Origin of the sequence: Legionella quinlivanii (assembly GCF_003265995.1) — a bacterium.
GTDB classification, from domain to species: Bacteria; Pseudomonadota; Gammaproteobacteria; order Legionellales; family Legionellaceae; genus Legionella_C; species Legionella_C quinlivanii_A.
On the sequence record NZ_MVJN01000001.1, the window covers coordinates 83,820 to 106,004 of the forward strand.

Sequence of the window (22,185 nt, forward strand, 5' to 3'; positions counted from 1 at the left end):
GGCTCTGACATCTCAATAATTTGAATAATGTGATAAAAAACAATAAAGAATTGTCGCCAAGCGGGTAAGTTTGGCGATATACTGTCCGAACGTCAATTTAATGGGTATCTACATGTCCTTGAAGGCCATGTATAATCAAATTTCAGGTCATTACGCTACTGCTGACAAATTTGGCTCACTCAGCCTCAGTCATCACGAAGCGATTGCGCAGATAAAAAAAGCACACTTGGGCCAACGGCCTCACTACAAAGTTTTGGACCTTGGAGTCGGAAACGGCGCTTTTCTTAAGCAACTAAAGCAATATATGCCTGAAGCTGATTTCACAGGAATTGATATTTCCTCTGAAATGCTCAAAGAAGCCAGTCAAACTCTGGACTTAACGGCTATTGAAGGAAGCGCTACTGAGGCCAGTCGTTTTTTGCCGCAGCACTCACAGGATCTCGTTCTGGCTCATTTCGTGAACGCCTACATTCCCATTCATACTTTATTTAATGAAGCAAATCAGTTAACACGAGCTAATGGCCATTTTTCACTGATTACCACCACTTATGAGTCATTTCCTATCGCTCAGCAGCAACTCGCTCAATTTATTGCAGAAGATAGTCTGATTAGTACCGTCGTGGGACATTATTATAAAGCAATGGTAAAAAACACTACGGTCGCTTCCGGGCTTGATGAATTGAAGCATGTTTTCGATCAGCATCATTTCAAAATTGAGCAACACAAACGCCTCGCCATTCCTATTACATTAAATAATATTGATGAACTGGCAACCTTTGGTATTGAAGGAACCTGGTTTTTAAACAGCATCTCTATCCGCATGCTGCCCAAGAACTTTCTTATCCAGCGTTTAAAGCGCCTGTTTAGCAAAATATTCACCTTTCCCTATCATGACACCCATATCATTGATGTGATTTTGGCAAAGAAATAACACTTCGCCAGAGCCAAAATCATGCATGAATACATTTACGCTGCGTGGAAATGACCGACTGAAAAATTAGCTTTATAGTCAAAGATATATGCAATCTTATTCCGTATCCTGCGTGCCTCGGCTTGCCCGAGGCATCCAGTCCTGAAGATCGTTCTTAAACCAGATAGTCGACCTAAGGGATATACCCAACACTCCTAACCGACCCGATAAACCTGGCCGGTTTGTAAACCTTCCACACTTTTACTGTAAGCTAGAGCAGCTTCTGCGCTGCTGACTGATTTATAACCTCTGAAATAAGGCCCATAGGCTTCTATTGATTCAGTAATAACTGTTGGGCTGACACAGTTTATTCGTAAACGGTTTGGCATTTCGATTGCTGCAGCTATTGTAAAGGATTCCAAAGCCCCATTGACCATAGAAGCAGAGCTTCCATACTGGATAGGATCATGGCTTAAAATGCCGCTTGTGAGTGTGAAAGAGCCATGCTCATTTAGATAATTTCTGCCAATTAAAACTGTATTTACCTGCCCCATCAGCTTGCTGCGCAGGCCAATTTCATATTCTTTCGCGGTCATTGCGGCAAACTCTCCAAAATGGACGTTTCCCGTCGTTAGAACCACCGCATCTATTTTGTTAACCTTCTGAAATAAAGCGAGAATCGAATCCTGACTGGTAATATCCACGCGGATATCTCCACTGGAATAATTTGCCTGAATAATCTCATGGCGCAAGGATAATTCTTCAACGACCGCCGTACCTAAAACTCCTGATCCTCCAATGACTAATACCTTCATATTCCTTCCTTTATGCTAATCGTTATCTGTTTTTCGTCTGGATAACCAACGTTCGCGTATCCCCTGAATGCTTACATAAAAAACGGGCACTACCAGCAGACTCAAAATGGTGGCAAGCAGCATGCCTCCCAAAACGGTGGTTCCTATCGAATGTCTGCTGGCGGCGCCTGCTCCTGTAGCAGTTGCCAAGGGCAACACACCAAAAATAAATGCAAAAGCCGTCATCAGGATAGGTCTCATACGCAAGGTAGCCGCCTGTATTGCTGCATCATAAATGCTGGCACCTCCCTCCCGCTTCTCCTTGGCAAACTCCACGATCAATATGGCGTTTTTTGCGGCAAGCCCAATCAGTAATATCAAACCGATTTGCGCATAGACATCAAGCGCAAGCGAGCGGAGCATTAAAGCCAGTCCCGCCCCTAGAAGCGCCAGAGGAACAGCCAGTAAAATCATGAATGGCATTGACCAGCTCTCATAAAGAGCCGCCAGAAATAAAAATACAAAAACAAGACATAACGCGAAAATCAGCGAAGCCACATTACCCGCCTGAAGCTGCTGATAGGTGATTCCAGTCCACTCGTAGGCAATCCCTTTAGGTAAGACCTTATCAGCTACTTCTTTAATGGCATCCATCGCCTGACCTGAGGTATATCCCGGGCCAGGCGCTCCATTGACGCTGGCTGCTGTATACAAATTATAATGGGGAATATTATAAGGCCCATTCACCGACTTTATTTTAACCAGGCTGGACAAAGGAACCATCTGACCGCTATCACTTTTAACATACAATTTACTGATATCTGCTGTTTCAGCACGCGAATCCCCTTCGGCTTGAACCATCACTCGATACGTTTGGCCGTATTTAGTAAAATTATTCACATAATAGGCGCCGAGATAAGTTTGCAGAGTCACGAACAAGTTAGTTATTGAAACGTTCATTGCCTTGGCTTTGGTGCGATCAATATCAAGATAGAGCTGGGGCACATTGACATTTAAATCGGAAATCAGGCCTTTCAACTCCGGGCGTTTATTACCCTCTTCGACCAATTGATTGACAGCCTTTGCCAGCGCCTGAACTCCGAGATTATTTCTGTCCTCGACTTCGAGCTGAAAACCGCCTACCGTACCTAAACCAGGAATGGCAGGTGCGTTAATAGCCTCGATTACTGCATCATCAAAAAGATTTAATTGCTGCTGTGTTTTCTTAATAATGGACTGGACACTTAAATCCGGTGCTGTACGTTCAGACCAGGGTGTTAAGGTAACAATAATGGCAGCATTGTTGGTTTGATCAATTGTATCAATAATATTAAATCCATTAATGCTGATGACATGGGCAACACCCTCTGTCTTCAGCAGCAAATCCACCACTTTTTTAACTGTTTCTTCTGTGCGATAAAGTGAAGAGCCATCAGGACCGTTTACCACAATAATGAAATATCCCTGATCTTCCTCTGGAATAAACCCTTCCGGAAGTGATTTGAATACAAAAAAAGCAGCAAGCGCCAATAAAGCAAATACGAAGAAAACCAGTTTGCGCCACTGGATAACATGGTGAACCGCAATTGTGTAATGCTTTAAAAGCCACTCGTAGCCTTTTTCAAACCAGCGAAAAAAGAAAAATTTCTTTTCCTTTTCTTTTTTCCTTTTCAATAAAATACCGCATAGTGCCGGACTCAGACTCAATGAGTTAATCCCCGATAAAGCAACCGAAAATGCGATAGCCAATGCGAATTGGTTATACAGGCTGCCTGTCATTCCCGGGATAAACGCGACTGGAATAAATACCGCCATCAAAATTAATGTCGTCGCAAGGATAGGTCCCTGCACTTCTTTAGTGGCCAGTAAAGTCGCTTCCTTGATATCAGCTATACCCTGCTCAAGTTTTTTCTCTACGTTTTCGACAACGACAATCGCATCATCCACAACAAGCCCTATCGCCAACACCAGCCCCAGCAAGCTGAGTGTATTAATCGAAAAGCCAAAAATGCTGAATAATATAAATGTACCTACAAGAGAAACCGGGATAGCTATGCAAGGAATCAAGGTGGTTCGCCAGTTCTGCAGAAAAACGAAAACAACCAGGAAAACCAAAGCTATGGCTTCAAGTAAAGTTATCACCACTTCGCGCAGGGATGCTTTCACGAAATTGGTTGTATCATAGGCAATAGTCCACTCCAAACCTGCAGGAAAACTTTTTGCCAGTTCTTTCATTACTTTTCGCACATTATTTGAAATATCGAGCGCATTGGCACCGGGCAACTGATAAATTCCCAGACTTGCGCTCGGTTTGCCGTTAAATTGCGAAGTGGTTACATAGGTATCAGCCCCCATTTCGACGCGGCCAAGATCTTTAATACGCACAATCTGACCATTTTCCTTGGTACGCACAATGATATCGGCGAATTGCTCTACTTCGCTTAACTGGCCTAATGTATTAATCTGATACTGAAATGGAATCGTTTTGGGGACTGGCGGCTGCCCTATGCTTCCTGCTGCAGCTTGTTGATTTTGCTCCTGTACGGCATTAATCACTTCCTGAGGTGAAATTCCCATGCTTGCCAGCTTATCCGGATTAAGCCAGATACGAATGGAATATTGCAGCAATCCGAAATTATTGATATCACCCACGCCGAAAATACGATAAAGAACAGGCGTTATGTTGATATCCGCATAATTAGTCAGGAAAGCATCATCCATCGTACCGTCTTTATTATTCAGATTGACAACCAATACCATGTCGCTCGACACTTTCTGTATATCCAGCCCTGCCTGAATCACATCAGGCGGTAATACTGACATGGCCGTATTGGTATCGTTCAGTGTATCCACAGCGGCAATATCGATATCATAACCGACGTTAAAGGTGATGGTGATGATTGAATTGCCATTATTGGTACTGGCAGAGGACATATAGATCATGCCCTCAACTCCATTGATATTTCGCTCCAGAGGCGTGGTAACTGTATCGGCGACCACAGAAGAACTGGCACCTATATACTGTGAACTTACCTGCACTTGCGGCGGTACAAGTTGAGGATACTGAGCTATCGGCAAAACCAGAATGCAAATCCCGCCAATAAGCACCATCAAAATCGCAATGACAATGGCAAATATGGGTCTGTGTATAAAAAACTTAATCATTTGACAGCACCCTGCACTTTTGTCTTCTCAGGTTGAACCTTCATGCCATCGTGAATCTTTTGCAGACCATTACTGACCACTACTTCGCCTTCTTTCAACCCCGAACTTACTATGTAGGAACTATCATACTGGCCCGAGGTAGTTATATTCTTTGAGTGGACAATATTATCGGAACCCACAACAAACACAGACCGCTGTCCCTGTGTCACCATAGTCGCCTGTTTGGGAACCAGTATCACTTTTTCATTATTGCTGAGGTGCAGTTTAACGCCCACATAAATACCGGGAAGCAATAATTGTTTGGGATTTTCAATTTCTGCGCGCATGAGGATGGTGGATGTTGAAACATCGGCCTGATTATTAATTAAATCCAGTTTACCTTTGAATACCAGATTGCCGTCATGAGGTAAACTAACCTCCACTTTAAATGGCATGTTGTCACGGTATTTAAGAAAGGAGGTGAAATCCTCAACACTCGGGCTAAATTCCACATAGATGGGATTTAACTGAACCACATTGGCCAGCAAGGTATTCTCACCCCCGCCTACCAGATTCCCCACATCCACGTATTTCTTGCCAATAATGCCGTCAAAAGGCGAATACATATAGCAATAGCCCAGATTAATCTTTGCATCAGCAACATTAGCAGCTCCAATCTGTACCTGCGCATCAGCCTCGCTAAATTTGGCATTCACTTCATCGAAGTGGGATTGAGACACATCGCCTTTTACCACCAAATCTTTCATGCGGCGGTATTGGATCTCCTGATATTCCTTATCTGCGACGCTTTTAGCATATTGCCCTTGTGCCAGGCTAAGTTTGGCTTCAAAAGGCCGGGGGTCGATGACAAATAATAATTGATCCTTTTTAACGGGCTTCCCTTCAACAAAATTCATTTTAATCAGAAAGCCTTCTACTCGCGCTTTAATCCCTGCGGCGGAAATGGATTGGGTAATGCCTATGTATTTTCTATTGATGGGAATTTGTGAGCTTGAAATTTTGGTGACAGCCACTGTTGGGATGGCGGGGGCCTGGGTATTCGACTCACTACAAGCAGAAAGCAATACGAGGCAGACGCCTGGGCATAAAATACTTTTGAAAAAACGCTTCCAGGCGAGCAATTTTATTGATTCATCCATTTCTCTATTAAACATCCCTGTGAACTCACAATTTGGTTATAATATGGTAACTTTCTGCAGTCCAGGCTCTGATTTGAATTCAGGAACTAAACTCTTAACCAATATTTTCAATTCATCAATATTATTCTCATCACAGGCACCATTCAACAAACGCATCGCCTGGGTCAATTCCTGCCAATCCAGTTTGCGAAATTTCGCCTTGAATAATTTCTCATGCTCCGTGTGGGCCAATTCTTCTGACTCGTGGAAAAGCTCTTCAAAGAGCTTTTCACCAGGACGCAATCCGCTATATTTGATTTCTATGTCACGTCCTGGCTCTTTACCAGCCAGACGAATCATTTGCTCTGCCAAATAGGATATTTTTATAGGTTCGCCCATATCCAGAACAAATATCTCACCACCCTGACCATTCACCATCGCCTGAAGAATAAGCTGGCAAGATTCGGGTATAGTCATAAAATAACGCTGAATATCTGGATGAGTTACGGTAATTGGGCCGCCAGCCTGTATTTGCTTCTGGAATAAGGGTACCACACTGCCTGCCGATCCCAATACATTGCCAAATCGCACCGTAATGAATTGAGTCTGCACTCGTTCGTTTAAATTCTGGCAATATATCTCGGCAATCCGCTTGGTCATGCCCATGATATTAGATGGATTAACTGCTTTATCGCTGGAAATCAGTATGAATTTCTCAGCGCCCGCGGCAACACTGGCTTCTGCAACGATGCGAGTACCCAACACATTATTCTGAATTGCAGCACGAATTTGCTCCTCAAGCATAGGAACATGTTTGTAAGCGGCCGCATGAAACACAATTTGCGGCTTAAACTGCCTGCAGTAACTGTCAATAGCAACAGCATCCGTTACCGAAGCCAGTATTAAATCCAGTTGAAAAGAGGGATGCGAGGCGCTTAACTCATGTTCAATTCGATACAGATTAAACTCGGAACTATCGATGATCATTAATTTTTCCGGGTTCAGATCCAGTATTTGCCGGCATAATTCGGAACCAATACTTCCCCCGCCGCCGGTAATCATAATCCGCTTGTTTTGCACATAGGTGCTAATGCGATCCCATTCCAGCTGAACCTGATCACGTCCTAGCAAGTCCTCAAGATTGACCTCACGCAAGGCGTTGATCTCAATTTTTCCTGAGGCTAAAGCGCTGATATCTGGAAGCGTTCTGAAAGGAACGCTGGTTTTTTCACAATACTCTACAATGCGGCGCATGGTTGCGGATCGTGCGGACGGAATAGCTATAAAAATTAAATCAATCTGATGATTAATAACCATATCCCCCAGCTCGCGGGTTGCTCCTAAAACACGAATACCATGAATCTCTTTGCCACGCTTCGCCGGATTATCATCTACAAAGCCTACCGGCCAATAATTGGGTGTTCGCTTTAAATCTCTGACCAGGCCTTCTCCGGCCTGTCCGGCACCGACGATGAGTACTCTTTTCATATCGCTCGGGAGATTTTTATTCAACTGCTGATCACGAAACATTCGCATCGCCAGCCGGGCCCCGCCCAGTAAGGTCACCAGGTTGAGGCAGTATAATGGCAGTACCGAGCGAGGAACATGGGGTAATAATGAGCTTAGATATAAAGCGGGGATAGCAATTATCGTAGCGCTGAGTCCTGCTTTAATAATCCGCAAAAGATCGTTTATAGAAGAGAAGTTCCATAATCCTCGATACACTTTGAAATAATAATAGCACCCAACCTGAGCGGTCATGAGAATAAAGAGCGCTTCCAGCGAGTAAACACTCACCAGAGTGTTCGGAAAAGGCTGCATGTTATAACGCAACCAGTAGGCGAAATACCAGGCAAGCGGGATTGAAATTAAATCAAAAGCCAGAGCGGGCAAACGCTTGTATATTTTAAGTAAGAGTCCACTTTTCAACATGCTTTGTCCTGTCGGATCACAGCCAAAAATGAGTATTTTACACAGTTTTTAATGGTTTAAGGAATAAATTTCATATTGGTAGATGTCGGCAGCTTCTGGTGTCTTAAACTCAGCCTTATATTTATACAGGCTCTGTTGAGTCAAAGCCTGCTTCAGACAGGCGTCAGCTGGTGTGTAAATAATTTTTCCCTGCTGATTTAACGAAGTCAGGATAATAATCTCAGGTTTTTCCTTGAACAAATTCGCACAAAAGCGCTGATACATAGGCTCTGATTTATCTTCGGTCATTTTTCGATTATTAAGGCAATAGGAATCAATAAACCTCAAATTGCTTTTAAAAGGAATGCGACCACTATCTGAGAGCACTACGGTACTTGCTGGCATGGCATGCACATCTAACCATTGCAGCACTCTATCACGCAACTTTTCACCTTCCACAGGCATTTGACTGAAATAACGATATTCAGACAAACTGAATATCGGAATAAAAAACACTGCCAGCAAAATACTTAAACCGATGGTAATACAGACGGGACCTGTTAACTTATCCACAGTATTGCCAAAAAACTCCCGAACTATTTTATAAAGACCTTGTACAGCCAGGATAAAAAGAAAAGGTAATACAGGAAGAAATAATCGATTATAAAATGCAGCAACAGAGTCCGATTGCACTAGTAAAATTAAATACAATGCAGACGGTGTCCAGAAATACAGAGACAGCTTGTCTCTTGGCTGAAAAAGTACGGGTAATGAAACCAGAAGAAAAGGCCAGATTAGTTTCAGATAGGTCAAATCCAGACTGAATGCAGAATGCCCCTCAAACCCTTTACAATAGACTGAATTAGGAAATAAACGCCCAAAAAAATGCCAGCGCCAGAAAAAATACGGTAAATAAATCAGTAAAAAAATAAGCAGACAAAGCGAATAATCAGTGGCGAAAAATTGCATGGGCCTGGGATTATCAATGATCAGCAGCAGACTGAATAAAATAAACACAAACGGTGCTTCCGGTCGTGTCAGACTCGCAATACTCATTAATACTGAAAAGCAGATTAAGTAAAACGTGCTAATTCCCTTTTTATGATTCTCCGGATAACTCTGATATCCATTTCCTTTTAAAAGAAAATAAAGGGAATAGACAAGCATCGCCTGATAGCAGGCAGTCTCCAGGCCGCTTGCTGCCCATATTATTTCCCCTTTATATAGGAGCAGTATCATAGAAGGTAATAAAGCCAGGGGCTTGGGTAAAGCCAGTCTCGCCAGAAGATAAAGACCTGCAATCGTTAACAGCAGTCCAATTACACCGGCTGCTTTCAAAATAACCACAGGATCAAGTCCTAAGTGAATAGCCAAAGCTCCCAGGAGCACAAAACTGTAATTGCTGTATCCTTCCACTGGCGCTTCACGCAAATTCCAAAGCAAGCCATGTCCTTCTGCCAAATGTCTGGCATAGCGCAGGGAAATATACATATCATCAATTGTAAACGGCCAGATTGCTGTAAGTTGTAAAACAACAAGATAACCCAGCGCTGCTGCTAACAGCGCATAGTAGATTTTTTTATGACAGATCATTCATCAGAGCAACCAAAGTTAATCCTACAAAGCAAAGCAGGTTAAAGCGTGACAGATTATCTTTAAAAAATAGAGAGACCGGGTCGTCATTATTGCCGTCTCTCATGGATAAACGGGCAAAACGCCATAAACCGATAGCTGCAAAGGGTAAAGTCAGCAGAAAATAGGATGACTCCTTATGAGCAATTAAAGTGTAAAAAAGATAAGCGACAAAACAACTGCAGGCAGTAACCACAATTAATCGGTCGAGCGCCGGTAAGGTATAACGCTTTAAAACCAGGCGAGTCTCATATCTCAGGCCTAATTGCTTTTCAAGACGCCTTTTGCAGAGCGCAATAAGCAGACTAACCAGCGTTGCGGTGATAGTTAGCCACCATGAAATGGGCAGCCCTATCCCTATAGTTCCAGCCAGTACTCGCAACATGAATCCACTGGCGATACAAGCCACATCCAAAACAGGAACACTTTTCAATAAATGATTATAGGCCAGATTGATAAGCAGATAGGCAGCAAGCAGGACTGCCAGAATGGTCGATATTGACCAGGCGAGTAACATGCCGCCCAGTAACAATAGTGCCAGCATGCTCACCGCGAAATCGAGGGAAACCTCTCCGCTTGCTAAAGGACGGCGGCATTTTTGCGGATGCAGGCGATCTTTCTCTCTATCCTGAATATCATTATAAATGTACACAGCACTGGCTATCAGACAAAACGCCAGAGCAGCTAATAACGCATCCGGCAAATAATCCAGAGAGCCAGAGTACACTACACCAAGTAAAACAAATGCCGCTTTACTCCAATGGGATAATCGTAGCAGGTAAATAAATTGCTTAATTGATGTCATTTTATACAGCCGTTATTCAGGTATAATTTCATGTAGCCTGAACTATATCATCAGTTTTTCAATAGGTTAAATTTTAGATTGTGATAACTTAATCTATTAATAAATATTAACCAAATTTATTGGCATTTAATCAATGAATGCGTAATATAAAATAAGTACGTCTTTTACAAGGCAGCTATGGTGATAATTGGACATTGAGCTGTCGGATGACTTTTAACCAAGGATGTGAGGTCAATATGAGTTTTGTAATTAAGGATACATTAATTGAAGAGTGGCCTAAGCTAAGGGCTTTATATATTAAACAGGCAAAAACTACTCCACAGCCCCAGCACCAGAATACTGCCATTGAACGATTTTTCGGTGGAAAAAACTCCAAGGACAGGCATTTTCAGCTCGAATTCACTGAAAAGATTTTTCAGGTTCTTCGTTCCAGGCTCAAACCGGATCTGAAATTCAAAGATGCACAGGCATTTGATGAGCATATGAGTGCCTGCAAAATCCTGATTGTCACCGCTTTTTATATCAAACATCAGATTGGCCTTCCCTACTGGATGCGTTCTCCATCTAATTCTGATTTATATGAAATTTTAGATAATACTATTGGTCTGGTAGGAAAAAATCAGCTGAATAAGCAAACCAGTGCCGATTACTTCCTGACCGCTTTGCGTTTTTTAGAAACTTCATCATTGGAAAGCTGGAATGCCTCCATGGCCAAAGACTCCACCTGTCGATTTACAGAACTTGAATGGCGGCATTTTAAAGATTTTGTTACTTCACAGTCTGATTATTTGAGGAAATATCAACCGAATCGCTTCCCAGTCGCATCGGTCACCGGTTACCTGGTCAGCCAGCCATGTTACGCTGCTGGAATGTCGACCGGATGGATGATCGGAAAAATGGCCAGCGAAAGTGCTGTGGGGCTGCCTGTTCAGGTAGCATTAAGCAGCGGTTTATGCTGGGTTGGAGGAAAAGTGGCTGGCTGGGGGATTATGATTTTTGCACCGCGGCTTGCCAAGCAGCTGTTTGAAAATGCTGGCGGCATTTCAATGGCGACCCTGATGGGCGGTTTAATGGGCTCTATTGGGTATGGTGTGGGCTATGCTGGAGGCTTGAGCGTAGATCTTTTATGGATAGCATTTCAGAATGCTTGTTCTTACATTGCCAATTTTGGTGACAATAGTCCTTATGAAAAATTATCCGGATTTACCAGTGATGGTAAGCGGATATTAAATGGAATCGAAGTTCAGTTTGTTGAACAGGAAAAAGAAATAGCCGCAGCCGTTGACGAGTCACATTCTTTCAAGGTTGCATGCAAAGTTGTCGATAGCGGATTTGTCATTAAACTCAATGACGAAGAAGTCTTTATACCCCGGGATTTTAATCAATTTCCTCATAAGGAGGCGATTGCCAGATTCCTCGAGCAGAAATGTCAACCAGCAGAACCTGCGCCCGGTTTGTTTGATGATGTGGTCGAATTCGATCCCGGCAGCGTTCCTGTTCCTGAGTGCGAAAGAGGTCTTTTTACTCAGGAGCCGTTTCAAATCCAGGATGGGATTGTGATGGGGCAACCTGTATATACTCCACAAACGCCACAAGCAGCCTATATAGCAGAAGCGATAGTTGCTGAGGGGCTTACGGATGAGGATCTGGACATCCCAGAGGAGCTGATTCCTGAGCATTTGCGACAATTGCCTAAACCCATCTATCTGGCGAGACTGAAAGAATTTCTTAAAACACAAACCTTCTTCGAGGGCTCGTGGAAGAAAAAACCGCCAGAACTTGAAGAGACAGCACCTGCGGTTAGTGTTGGGCCAAGTTAAGCGTTTTGAGACAACCAACTGGATTGCTTCACATTCGTTCGCAAAGACAGGTTTGCTCTGTCTTTGCGAGCCGCGGCGAAGCAATCCTTTGCAAATATAGTTCTTGTCACTCTTTTAAGGTTAACAATAGTTCACGGATAACGCTGGTGGCATAGCTGCCGGAAGTCAGGGCAAACTCTAAAAACAGCTCTTTCTCATTTAACCACTCCCATCGCATATCTTTGACCTGGAGAATAAATGCCCGGTATGCAATTTCCAGTTTGTGTGCTTCCAATGCCTCACACCAGGAACGCAGATCTGCCAGGGCTTCATCCTGCAGAGCCAAGGCTGAGTCTGTAACACGGTTATTTCCTCCACCCCAAAGCGCACCGGCTGGTGAAATATCAAAGGCCTTGATACGCTGCTGGATTATCTCATCTGGTGAATCGCAATGAAATACACTATGAGTTCCTGCTAATTGCATCACATCGCCAGCCACGGCTTGATTCCAATTACCCTTGCTTATGCGATAGTCAAGTATGCGGTTATAAAGATAAGCGCGTGCGGCAGAATAATACATGCCTTTCAAAAACGGATTTTTGACTTTCATATTCGCAAACAGCAACTGTTCCGCCTTATAAAGATTTTGCCCATTATTACCAAATCGCTGTTCACCGAAATAATTGGGAACTCCATTTGCAGCGATTGCTGACAGTCGCTCTTCAATCTTATCTTCGATATGAATATCTCGCAGAATGAGTTGAAACTGATTTCCTTCCAGTGCACCTGTTTTCAATTTCTTATTATGCCGCTGGGTATTTAAAATTTTCCATTGCTCACCCTGTGGAAGTTCAATATTCAGATTATTTTTTCCAGGCAAATGAATGCTGAACCACTGTCGGGTTAATGCCTGTTTATCTTTTAACCCGGCATAAGACACTGCTCTGGGTGACAATTTTAATTCACGGGCAATTTCCTTGGCGACATCTTCAGTATTAATATTTCGCTTCTCAATGAATAGAAACAAATGCTCCCCTTCACCGGTCAAATCAAACCCCAAAATTTCATTAACAATAAAATCTTCAGGATATTGCTTTAAAATGCCGTGAGAAGCAGGTTGACCATAAGCATAGGCTAAACTTGACATAGATAGAAAACTCTTTAAACGGGATTAAGACTGTCAATAAACTGATATTGCAGATTGAAATGCTGTGCTAAATGTTCGCCCAGAGCCTGTATGCCAAAACGTTCAGTGGCATGATGCCCGGCAGAAAAATAATGAATGCCAAGCTCTTTGGCCTGATAATAGGTTCGCTCGGAAATTTCGCCGCTGATATAAGCATCCACTCCCAGAGCGCCGGCTTGTTCAATATAATCCTGTGCAGCACCGCTGCACCAGGCAATCCTGCTGATAGAATGTTCGGCTCCCTCCACAAGAACAGGCTTTCGCCCTAGCTTGTCAGCTAATAAGAGAGTGACTTCATCTGCCGTTTTAGGTAATGGAAAAGATCCTGTCCAAAGCAATCCGGGTGTGCCGGAGACACCATGCTGGTCAATTTCATCCAATTGCAGCAAATTGGCAATACAGGCATTATTACCCAACTGCGGATGACAATCGAGCGGGAGATGATAAGCGAGCAAATTAATCTGGTGCTTGATGAGCTCTGCAATTCGCTTGTATTTGCTGCCGGTAATAACCGCAGGTTCCCCTTTCCAAAAATAACCGTGGTGGACAATGAGAGCATCAGCTCCCAATTGCGCAGCTCTTTCAATTGCCTCCGCTGAAGCAGTAACTGCGGTACAGATACGGTTTATTTCGCTGCGTCCTTCAACCTGCAGGCCATTGGGTGCATAATCATTAAACGATGCAATGGCCAGCAGATTATTTACATACTCTACAAAATTTTTACGTCCTATCACCTTGCTGAAACCCTCTTGATATCAGCTCCCAGCATAGACAACTTTTCTTCAATGCGTTCGTAACCGCGATCTACATGATAAACTCGCTCGACCATCGTTTCCCCTTCGGCGGTCAAACCTGCCAGAATGAGGCTCGCGGAAGCGCGAAGGTCAGTAGCCATCACCGGAGCGCCGGTTAAATGATCGACACCTGAGATCAGTGCTGTATTTCCATTTAAACGAATCTGCGCGCCCATTCGCTGTAATTCCTGAACGTGCATAAAACGATTTTCAAAAATAGTTTCAATGACTGAAGACGTGCCGTCAGATATGCTGTTAAGAGCCATAAACTGCGCCTGCATATCAGTTGGAAATGCAGGATATGGGGCCGTTGAAATATCGATTGCCTGCGGTCTCAGGCCATTCATATTTAAGGTAATCCAGTCTTCGCCCAAACTTAATTCAGCCCCGGCTTCTTCAAACTTACACAGCATTGAAAGCAGATTATCAGGTTTGACGCGGCGAACCGTTACCTTTCCTCGAGTAATTGCTCCGGCAGTCAAATAGGTTCCGGCTTCGATACGATCGGGCATTACGCTGTAGGACCCGCCGCCTAAGGCCTCCACTCCTTCAATCTCAATCGTGGATGTACCTGCGCCAGTAATTTTTGCCCCCATTTGATTGAGGAAATTCGCCAGATCAACTACTTCAGGCTCACGAGCAGCATTTTTGATCACTGTTTTACCTTCGGCGAGTACAGCAGCCATTAGCACGTTTTCAGTGCCGGTAACTGTTACTGTATCGAATAATAAAGGCCTTCCCTGTAAACGCCCTCTTTTACAGCGTGCCTTGATATATCCATTTTTTACTGAAATTTCAGCACCCATGCTTTTCAAAGCTTTCAAGTGCAAATCCACAGGTCTTGTGCCGATAGCACAGCCTCCTGGCAATGAAACATCAGCTTTTCCGAAACGGGCTAATAAGGGGCCTAACACAAGAATGGATGCCCGCATCGTTTTCACCAGCTCATAGGGAGCGACGAACTCGTTCACATTACTGGCATCGACCTGAACATTCATTTTTTCGTCCACGATCATTTGTGCGCCGAGCTGTCCCAACAGCTCCATCATTGTGGTCACGTCTTTCAAATGTGGCACATTAGCAATCGTCACATTATCGCTTGCAAGCAGTGTCGCAGCGAGGATGGGCAGAGCGGAATTTTTTGCACCCGAAATAATGACTTCACCGTTTAAGGGTTTACCGCCATTGATTACCAACTTATCCATGCTTTTTCTCCCATTCTTCTTTCGTCCACGTCTTCATACTTAAAGCATGAAGAGTGCCAGATGTAATCAATTCCTTCAATTGAGCATAGACCCACTGTTGTCTGGCCACCAGAGACTTACCGACAAAAGTCTCTGAAACAATAGTCAAATTGTAATGATAACCATCACCTTCTACCTTAACAAATTCAACTTCTGATGTATCGCGAAGGCGCTGTTCCAGCGCTTCATTACTAATCATACAACTCTCACCTTACTATTAATTATTGCTTGAATACGGTTATTTTGCATCGCGTCATCCTGAACGCAGTGAAGGATCTCCTGAATCTGGCTCAGCTCTAAGCAGTTCGAGATCCTTCGCTACGCTCAGGATGACGTATCTGGGGAGTTACCATTTTTTTCATATCTCGTTGAGACGATTTGATTGAATTAAATTCAAACTTATTCAATCATTAGCCAATAAATTACTGACTCTGCAAAATTCGGCCAAGGCAGCTAATTGCCTGGACATTCCGGTGATTTTGCAGGTCCTGTTAAATTGTCTGGCCAGACGTTTGGCTTCAATTAACAACGCCAGCCCGGCACTATCACAATGCTGCACTTTTTCAAGATTAATTGTGATAGAGCCTTGCTGTGCGGCGCTGCGGTAAAAACTGCTAAGACGCTTTCTGTCGGCATCGACAGTAGCAAAAGTCATTCTTTCAGCAGGTTCAAAAACGAAATCAGTCATTAACTGGCTCTACTTTTTTCATTCATCTGTTTAATCAGATCTTGTATATTTGAGTTTTGCAATGCCTGAGCGAACTGTGAACGGAAACTTTGTAGCAAGCTAACCCCCTCCACACTCAGATCATAAATTTTCCACTGGCCATTTTTTGCCACCAAACTGTAACTCAGCGGAATATTATTGCCGTTTGAGCGGATAATCAAGCTATTGACACGAACAAAGCGGCCATCTACGGAGCCTCTTATTGGCAGGAACTTGATTGTCTCATCGGTATATTCTGCTAAAGGACTGGCATAGGTTCTTATAACCAGTTGCGTGAATGCTTTTGAAAATTGAGCCCGCTCACCAGCTGACGCCTTGCTCCATACTTGCCGTCCAAGAACAGAGCGAGACATGCCGCTTACATCCACATTGGGAAGTAAATGCTGTTCAACCGCTTGAAAAATAAGCTGACGGTTACTTTTAAGACTTCCTTTATGCTCTTTTAAAGTAGAAAGGATCTGGTTTGCAGTACCTTCCAGCATAGGAATCGGTGAACCCTGTGCCCATAGCCAGTGTGGTAATAGAAAAGCAAATAATAAAAAGATTGAGTTTATCAGCTTCATGAGTCACCTATTTTTTATTAATGTTAAATAACAGCTGGCCAATAAGGTTTTCCAAAATTATCGCTTCCTGGGTTTTGGCAATTACATCGCCCTCTTTCAGATAAGGGTGCTTGCTATCCTCGGCATCATCAAAACCTGGTACAATACTGATGTAATTGGAACCTAGCAGTCCTTGCGTCAGGATTCTTGCAGAAGCGTCATCATAGGGAATTTGTTTATCGCCTCGAAGAAGCATCGTCACTTTCGCATTTAATTCGCCGGGTTGCAATTCAATTTTACTCACTTCACCAACTTTCACACCAGCAATAGTGACAGGCGCACGCACTTTCAAGCCGCCAATGTCAGCGAAATCTGCGGTAACATGATATCCCTTATTTTCCGCAAAATCAGTCAGACCGCTAACTCTCATTATCATAACAACCAAAGCCAGCATACCTGCTACCATAAATAATCCGACGCAGATATCTACATATCGCTGCTTTGCATTCATTACCAACCTCCAATCATTATCGCGGTCAACAGAAAATCAAGCCCCAGTACTGCCAGCGATGCGTAAACAACAGTTCGTGTAGTTGCTTGACTAATCCCTTCAGCAGTAGGCGTACAGCTAAAGCCCTGGAACACAGCAATCCATACGACTGCAAAGGCAAATACAATACTTTTTATAATTCCACTCAGGACGTCAATTCTAAAATCAACAGCAGCCTGCATGTTCGACCAGAAACTACCCGCATCAATACCCAACCAAATCACCCCAATAAAATAACCACCATAAATCGCTGTGGCGGAAAATATTATGGCCAGGACGGGTAAACAGATTAAACCCGCTAAGAAACGAGGATATACCACTCGTCCTAATGGATCCACTCCCATCATATCCATACTGGCTAATTGCTCAGTCGCTTTCATCAGGCCAATTTCTGCAGTCAAAGCCGACCCTGCTCTTCCTGCGAAAAGCAGTGCACTCATTACCGGACCCAATTCACGGGCGATGCTTAAGGCCAGCAATTGTCCTAACTGCGTTCCGGCACCAAACTTCTGAAGAGTATTATATCCTTGCAGCCCCACTACCATTCCAATAAACAATGCTGAAACAACAATTATCAGAAAGGATAATACGCCTACATTATAGATTTGCGTCCGCAAGGCAGGCCACAATCTGGGAAAATCAGGATTTCGGACAAAAACCTTTGCAAGAAATACGCCGGAGTTGCCTACCATACCGAGAATATTGATTCCGCGTTGCCCTAAATGTGCCAGCTTATCAAGCATCTAAAAGCTCCTCAGTATAAGGCCTTGCCGGATAATGAAATGGAACAACGCCATCCGCCTCTCCGTGCATGAACTGTTTGATCTGTGGTTCCTGCGACTCTTTTAATTCCTCAGGCGTTCCCTCTCCGATTAATCGTCCGCCTGCGATCAGATATACATAATCGGCAATTGAACAGGTTTCCGCCACATCGTGAGAAACAATGATGGTTGTGGTTTGCAGCAATTCATTCAACTGTTTGATCAGGCGAACCAAAACTCCCATAGAGATTGGATCCTGTCCAGTGAAAGGCTCATCATACATCATCAATTCAGGATCCAGCGCAATTGTACGGGCCAGTGCAACGCGTCGGGCCATTCCGCCCGATAATTCAGCTGGCATCATCTGCGCTGCGCCTCTTAATCCAACAGCCTCGAGCTTCATAAGGACAATATCGCGAATCATGGCATCATTTAAATTCGTGTGTTCGCGCAGGGGGAACGCCACATTTTCAAATACAGACAAATGGGTAAACAAAGCACTTGACTGAAACAGCAAACCCATTTTTTTTCTTGCCTGGTATAGCACTTTGCGTGGCAAACAGTGGATATTTTCTCCATTAACAATAATTTGTCCCTGATCGGGAAAAATCTGGGCGCCGATTAATTTTAACAAAGTGGTTTTACCACTGCCGCTTGGCCCCATTATTGCTGTTATTTTGCCGCGTTTGACCACCATATTGACATCATTAAAGATTTGACGTATTCCTCTTGAGAAAGTCAACTTGGTGATAGTCACCAGATTCTCTTGCATTTAACAATGTTCCAGTTCAGCCAAAACGCTAAGTATACCTTGTGCGAATTATTTTGCGAATAAAAATTCGATAAACACTGGAAATCACTATCACCATCCATTAGAAGCTCGGTCTACAAAGCTACTCCTTTCTATGTTAGACTGCAAAGCCATAATAACTACTCCTTTGCTAAGATGAATTTTTGCAAATTAGGCCTGGCAGTCATTGAAACCGAAGCACAAGCTGTACTCGAACTAACTCAGCGGATTGATGAGCGCTTCGATAGAGCCTGTCGGCTGCTACTCTCTTGTCAGGGACGAGTAGTAGTTACCGGAATGGGAAAGTCCGGGCATATTGCACATAAGATAGCAGCGACGCTCTCAAGCACCGGAACTCCTTCTTTTTTTATGCATCCGGGTGAAGCCAGTCACGGCGATCTGGGAATGATAACCAGACAAGATGTAGTCATTGCCATATCCAATTCAGGCTTTACCAATGAAATTGTTACTTTACTTCCTCTGCTTAAACGGCTTGAAGTACCATTAATTGCTTTGACCGGCAATCAGGAGTCGGCGCTTGCAAAAGCTGCAAATGTCAATCTGGATATCAGTATTCGTCAGGAAGCCTGCCCGCTCGGACTGGCACCGACAACCAGCACCACCGTCTCTCTGGTCATGGGAGACGCTCTGGCAATTGCCCTGTTGCAGGCACGTGGTTTTAATGAGAATGATTTTGCTCTGTCACATCCGGGCGGCTCATTAGGCAGACGACTGCTGCTTAAAATTGATGAGTTATGCCATCGCGGCGAACAGTTACCTCTGGTTCATGAAAGTGCCACCATCAGTGAAGCATTGATTGAAGTGACCGCAAAAAAACTCGGGATGACCTGCGTAGTCAATTCACAGGGTAAACTGGTTGGTGTATATACCGACGGCGATATACGCCGGACCCTGACCCAGAATTTTGATATTAATACAGCCTCACTGTCGCAGGTGATGAGTAGAAACTGTAAAACAATCCACTCGGGAATGCTTGCGGCAGAAGCCTTAACGCTAATGCAAAAATACAGCATTACTTCCCTTGTGGTAATCGATGAAGAACAACACCCCATCGCGGTCATTCATTTGCATGATCTTTTGCGTGCCGGAGTTTTGTAATGAGAGGTCTTAAATGAATAATCTGGTGGAAAAAGCTAAAAAAATCCGTTGTCTGGTTTCTGATGTCGATGGTGTCCTGACTGACGGCCTCCTGTTTCTCGACAATCATGGTAATGAGCTTAAAGCTTTTAATGTACAGGATGGGATGGGACTCAAGCTATTGATGGCAGCGGGCATTGATGTAGCAGTGATTACTACATCAAGAAATAAAGTGATTGATCACCGCATGGAGCAGTTGGGTATCACCCATTATTTTAAAGGACAGGTTGATAAACGCCAGGCGTTTACAACACTATGTGAAACACTGGGCTACTCTCTTGAGGAAATTGCCTATGTTGGCGATGACCTGCCCGACTTACCCATTATTCAGCAGGTTGGCCTGGGAATCGCCGTTGCCAATGCGGTTCCACAGGTTAAGGAATTCGCTTGCTGGCAGACGAAGCAGTCAGGAGGGAAAGGCGCGGTACGAGAAGTCTGTGATCTGATACTTGAGGCACAGAACAAATTCGATGCGGCTCTTGAAAGGTATTTTCAGTCATGAATGCAGCCAAACATGCAGCCTGGTTGTTCATCACCTTGTTTGCATTAGCTTGTTCAGGCTGGTATTTCGCAAGCTCATCGTCCCCCACTATCAAACTTGACAAGCAGGTTCTCTCCATTATGCCTGACGCAGTGGTGTCTGGACTGGTTGTGCGTCAGTTTAGTAAAGAGGGGCTGTTAGTGAATCTTCTGGAAACACCAAGGCTGCGGCATATTCCTGAAAATAATACGCATTATCTGACTGCACCCCATATCATTATTAAACAAAATGATCAGCCTGGCTGGGAAATTCGCTCAGCGAAAGCGAAATCTATTAATGGCGGACAGCAAATTAATTTCACAGACAAGGTGGTGATTCATCAGGACAAAAGCCAGCATAATGAGGAAACGACAATAACCACCAGCGAGCTCACCTACTATCCAAAAACCAAATTCGCGACGACTCAGGCGCTTGTGAATTTTGTTCAACCGGGAAGTATTGTGAAATCACAGGGAATGAATGCTTATCTGGCTGACAAGAGAGTTCAACTTAGCCGGGTTCGCGCAACTTATGAGCCACGACATGAAAAATCTTAAACTGTTATCTTTCACATTGGGACTGTTTTTTTTCAATTTGCCCGTTGCCGAGGCAATGCCTGATGACCGTGAACAATTATTACAACTTTCCGCAGATCAGGCCGATTTGAATGAGAAAACGCATCGGGGAGAATACAGAGGTGCTGTGGAGCTTGATCAGGGCACCACGCATCTGCGTGCCACCAAAGCGGTCACTGAAGGGAACCAGCAGAATAAACTGGTGGTGGCAATCGCTATGGGTAGTGCCAAAGATCAGGCGCACTACTGGACACAAACAGCCCAGGACAAACCGCTGCTACATGCTTATGCCAATACTATCCGCTACTATCCCGAGCGGCATTTGATTGAATTAATTGGCAATGCCCGTGTCGTTCAGGGGGACAACTCGTTTTCGGCCCCAAAAATCAGTTACGATACCTTGAAACAACATGTGATATCTGAACCCGCTGGCAAGGAAAGAACCACTATTATCATTCATCCAGAGAAGAAAAAAGCATGACCGAGTTATCGGCACAACATCTTAAAAAAAGCTTCAAAACCCGAACGGTTGTTAATGATGTCAGTATTAACATCCGCAGCGGTGAATGCGTTGGATTGCTGGGTCCTAACGGCGCGGGAAAGACAACCTGTTTTTATATGATTGTGGGCTTACAAGCCTGTGACGAAGGCCAGATTATACTGGACGGCCAGGATGTTACTCGCGCCCCTATGCATCAGCGCGCACGATTGGGTATCGGTTACCTGCCCCAGGAAGCCTCCGTTTTTCGTAAAATGACCGTTGCCGATAATATTCTTTCCATTCTGCAGCTAAGAACAGATTTAAGCAAAATGGAGCAGCAAAAGAAGTTACTTCAGTTAATGGAGGAATTTCATATTGAACATTTACGTAAAAGCCTTGGCATGAGCCTGTCCGGAGGCGAAAGACGACGGGTTGAAATAGCCAGGGCTCTGGCCATTGAGCCTACTTTTATACTTTTAGACGAGCCCTTTGCAGGTGTCGATCCGATTTCCGTACTGGACATCAAACGGATCATCTCGCATTTATGCGATAAAAATATTGGGATATTGATTACTGATCATAATGTTAGAGAAACACTGGATATCTGCGAGAGAGCATACATAGTAAGTCAGGGCAAGATTCTTTGCGAAGGGTCGCCGGATTCAATTTTAGCCAATCAGCAGGTCAGAGCAGTCTATTTGGGTGAGGAGTTTTCACTGTAAG

22 protein-coding genes are annotated in these 22,185 nt (G+C 44.0%); 7 read left to right on the forward strand and 15 right to left on the reverse strand.

Features of this window, described 5'->3' with window-relative positions:
* The first annotated feature begins 112 nt into the window (after positions 1-112).
* On the forward strand, positions 113-931 hold the full coding sequence (locus tag B1207_RS00380) for a class I SAM-dependent methyltransferase (RefSeq protein WP_058506759.1): 819 nt from the start codon (positions 113-115) through the stop codon (positions 929-931).
* Between the two features lie 194 nt (positions 932-1,125).
* Here B1207_RS00380 and B1207_RS00385 read toward each other — a convergent pair whose 3' ends face one another.
* The 6 genes from B1207_RS00385 to B1207_RS00410 are packed head-to-tail and all read right to left on the reverse strand — an operon-like array spanning position 1,126 to position 10,335.
* Positions 1,126-1,725, reverse strand: a complete 600-nt coding sequence (locus tag B1207_RS00385) for a short chain dehydrogenase (protein WP_112218025.1) — start codon at positions 1,723-1,725, stop codon at positions 1,126-1,128.
* 15 nt (positions 1,726-1,740) lie between these two features.
* Positions 1,741-4,869 (reverse strand): efflux RND transporter permease subunit, encoded by a 3,129-nt coding sequence (locus B1207_RS00390; RefSeq protein WP_112218026.1) that lies wholly within the window; start codon positions 4,867-4,869, stop codon positions 1,741-1,743.
* On the reverse strand, positions 4,866-6,023 hold the full coding sequence (locus tag B1207_RS00395) for an efflux RND transporter periplasmic adaptor subunit (protein WP_112218027.1): 1,158 nt from the start codon (positions 6,021-6,023) through the stop codon (positions 4,866-4,868). The genes B1207_RS00390 and B1207_RS00395 overlap by 4 nt, the downstream gene beginning before the upstream one ends.
* A 21-nt stretch (positions 6,024-6,044) precedes the next feature.
* Complete coding sequence (locus tag B1207_RS00400) at positions 6,045-7,919, reverse strand: polysaccharide biosynthesis protein (RefSeq protein WP_112218028.1); 1,875 nt, start codon at positions 7,917-7,919, stop codon at positions 6,045-6,047.
* Positions 7,920-7,967: 48 nt separating this feature from the next.
* The gene (locus B1207_RS00405) at positions 7,968-9,491 is read right to left on the reverse strand and encodes a protein LphB (protein WP_112218029.1); all 1,524 of its coding nucleotides are present in this window, start codon (positions 9,489-9,491) and stop codon (positions 7,968-7,970) included.
* Entirely contained in the window at positions 9,478-10,335 is an 858-nt protein-coding gene (locus B1207_RS00410) for a decaprenyl-phosphate phosphoribosyltransferase (RefSeq protein ID WP_112218030.1), read from the reverse strand. The genes B1207_RS00405 and B1207_RS00410 overlap by 14 nt, the downstream gene beginning before the upstream one ends.
* 236 nt (positions 10,336-10,571) lie before the next feature.
* On the opposite strand from B1207_RS00410, the gene B1207_RS00415 reads away from it, so the two are divergent.
* Entirely contained in the window at positions 10,572-12,155 is a 1,584-nt protein-coding gene (locus B1207_RS00415; protein ID WP_172458042.1) for a hypothetical protein, read from the forward strand.
* A gap of 106 nt (positions 12,156-12,261) precedes the next feature.
* Here B1207_RS00415 and truD read toward each other — a convergent pair whose 3' ends face one another.
* From truD to B1207_RS00460, 9 genes are all read right to left on the reverse strand, one after another.
* Positions 12,262-13,281, reverse strand: coding sequence for a tRNA pseudouridine(13) synthase TruD (gene truD, locus B1207_RS00420; RefSeq protein WP_112218032.1), 1,020 nt, complete (start codon positions 13,279-13,281; stop codon positions 12,262-12,264).
* Positions 13,282-13,295: 14 nt separating this feature from the next.
* Positions 13,296-14,054, reverse strand: coding sequence for a Nif3-like dinuclear metal center hexameric protein (locus B1207_RS00425; protein ID WP_112218033.1), 759 nt, complete (start codon positions 14,052-14,054; stop codon positions 13,296-13,298).
* Positions 14,051-15,319, reverse strand: coding sequence for a UDP-N-acetylglucosamine 1-carboxyvinyltransferase (gene murA, locus B1207_RS00430; RefSeq protein WP_112218034.1), 1,269 nt, complete (start codon positions 15,317-15,319; stop codon positions 14,051-14,053). The genes B1207_RS00425 and murA overlap by 4 nt, the downstream gene beginning before the upstream one ends.
* Positions 15,312-15,557, reverse strand: coding sequence for a BolA family protein (locus B1207_RS00435; protein WP_112218035.1), 246 nt, complete (start codon positions 15,555-15,557; stop codon positions 15,312-15,314). The genes murA and B1207_RS00435 overlap by 8 nt, the downstream gene beginning before the upstream one ends.
* Positions 15,558-15,761: 204 nt before the next feature.
* Complete coding sequence (locus B1207_RS00440) at positions 15,762-16,046, reverse strand: STAS domain-containing protein (RefSeq protein WP_058508836.1); 285 nt, start codon at positions 16,044-16,046, stop codon at positions 15,762-15,764.
* Positions 16,046-16,648: an MlaC/ttg2D family ABC transporter substrate-binding protein gene (locus B1207_RS00445; RefSeq protein ID WP_112218036.1), complete on the reverse strand. Its 603-nt coding sequence runs from the start codon at positions 16,646-16,648 to the stop codon at positions 16,046-16,048. Before B1207_RS00445 ends, B1207_RS00440 begins: the two co-directional genes overlap by 1 nt.
* 7 nt (positions 16,649-16,655) lie before the next feature.
* Entirely contained in the window at positions 16,656-17,138 is a 483-nt protein-coding gene (gene mlaD / locus B1207_RS00450) for an outer membrane lipid asymmetry maintenance protein MlaD (protein WP_058508834.1), read from the reverse strand.
* Positions 17,138-17,920 (reverse strand): lipid asymmetry maintenance ABC transporter permease subunit MlaE, encoded by a 783-nt coding sequence (gene mlaE, locus B1207_RS00455; RefSeq protein ID WP_112218037.1) that lies wholly within the window; start codon positions 17,918-17,920, stop codon positions 17,138-17,140. Before mlaE ends, mlaD begins: the two co-directional genes overlap by 1 nt.
* Complete coding sequence (locus B1207_RS00460) at positions 17,913-18,710, reverse strand: ATP-binding cassette domain-containing protein (protein ID WP_112218038.1); 798 nt, start codon at positions 18,708-18,710, stop codon at positions 17,913-17,915. Before B1207_RS00460 ends, mlaE begins: the two co-directional genes overlap by 8 nt.
* A gap of 174 nt (positions 18,711-18,884) precedes the next feature.
* Here B1207_RS00460 and B1207_RS00465 point away from each other — a divergent pair, with 174 nt between their 5' ends.
* From B1207_RS00465 to lptB, 5 genes are read left to right on the forward strand one after another with little or no spacing between them, the layout of a single operon-like run.
* Positions 18,885-19,847 (forward strand): KpsF/GutQ family sugar-phosphate isomerase, encoded by a 963-nt coding sequence (locus B1207_RS00465; protein ID WP_112218039.1) that lies wholly within the window; start codon positions 18,885-18,887, stop codon positions 19,845-19,847.
* A gap of 13 nt (positions 19,848-19,860) precedes the next feature.
* Complete coding sequence (gene kdsC, locus B1207_RS00470; protein ID WP_112218040.1) at positions 19,861-20,388, forward strand: 3-deoxy-manno-octulosonate-8-phosphatase KdsC; 528 nt, start codon at positions 19,861-19,863, stop codon at positions 20,386-20,388.
* Entirely contained in the window at positions 20,385-20,963 is a 579-nt protein-coding gene (lptC, locus tag B1207_RS00475) for an LPS export ABC transporter periplasmic protein LptC (protein ID WP_112218041.1), read from the forward strand. The genes kdsC and lptC overlap by 4 nt, the downstream gene beginning before the upstream one ends.
* Positions 20,950-21,462: a lipopolysaccharide transport periplasmic protein LptA gene (lptA, locus tag B1207_RS00480; protein ID WP_112218042.1), complete on the forward strand. Its 513-nt coding sequence runs from the start codon at positions 20,950-20,952 to the stop codon at positions 21,460-21,462. The genes lptC and lptA overlap by 14 nt, the downstream gene beginning before the upstream one ends.
* Entirely contained in the window at positions 21,459-22,184 is a 726-nt protein-coding gene (gene lptB / locus B1207_RS00485; RefSeq protein WP_112218043.1) for an LPS export ABC transporter ATP-binding protein, read from the forward strand. Before lptA ends, lptB begins: the two co-directional genes overlap by 4 nt.
* Position 22,185 lies beyond the last annotated feature (1 nt).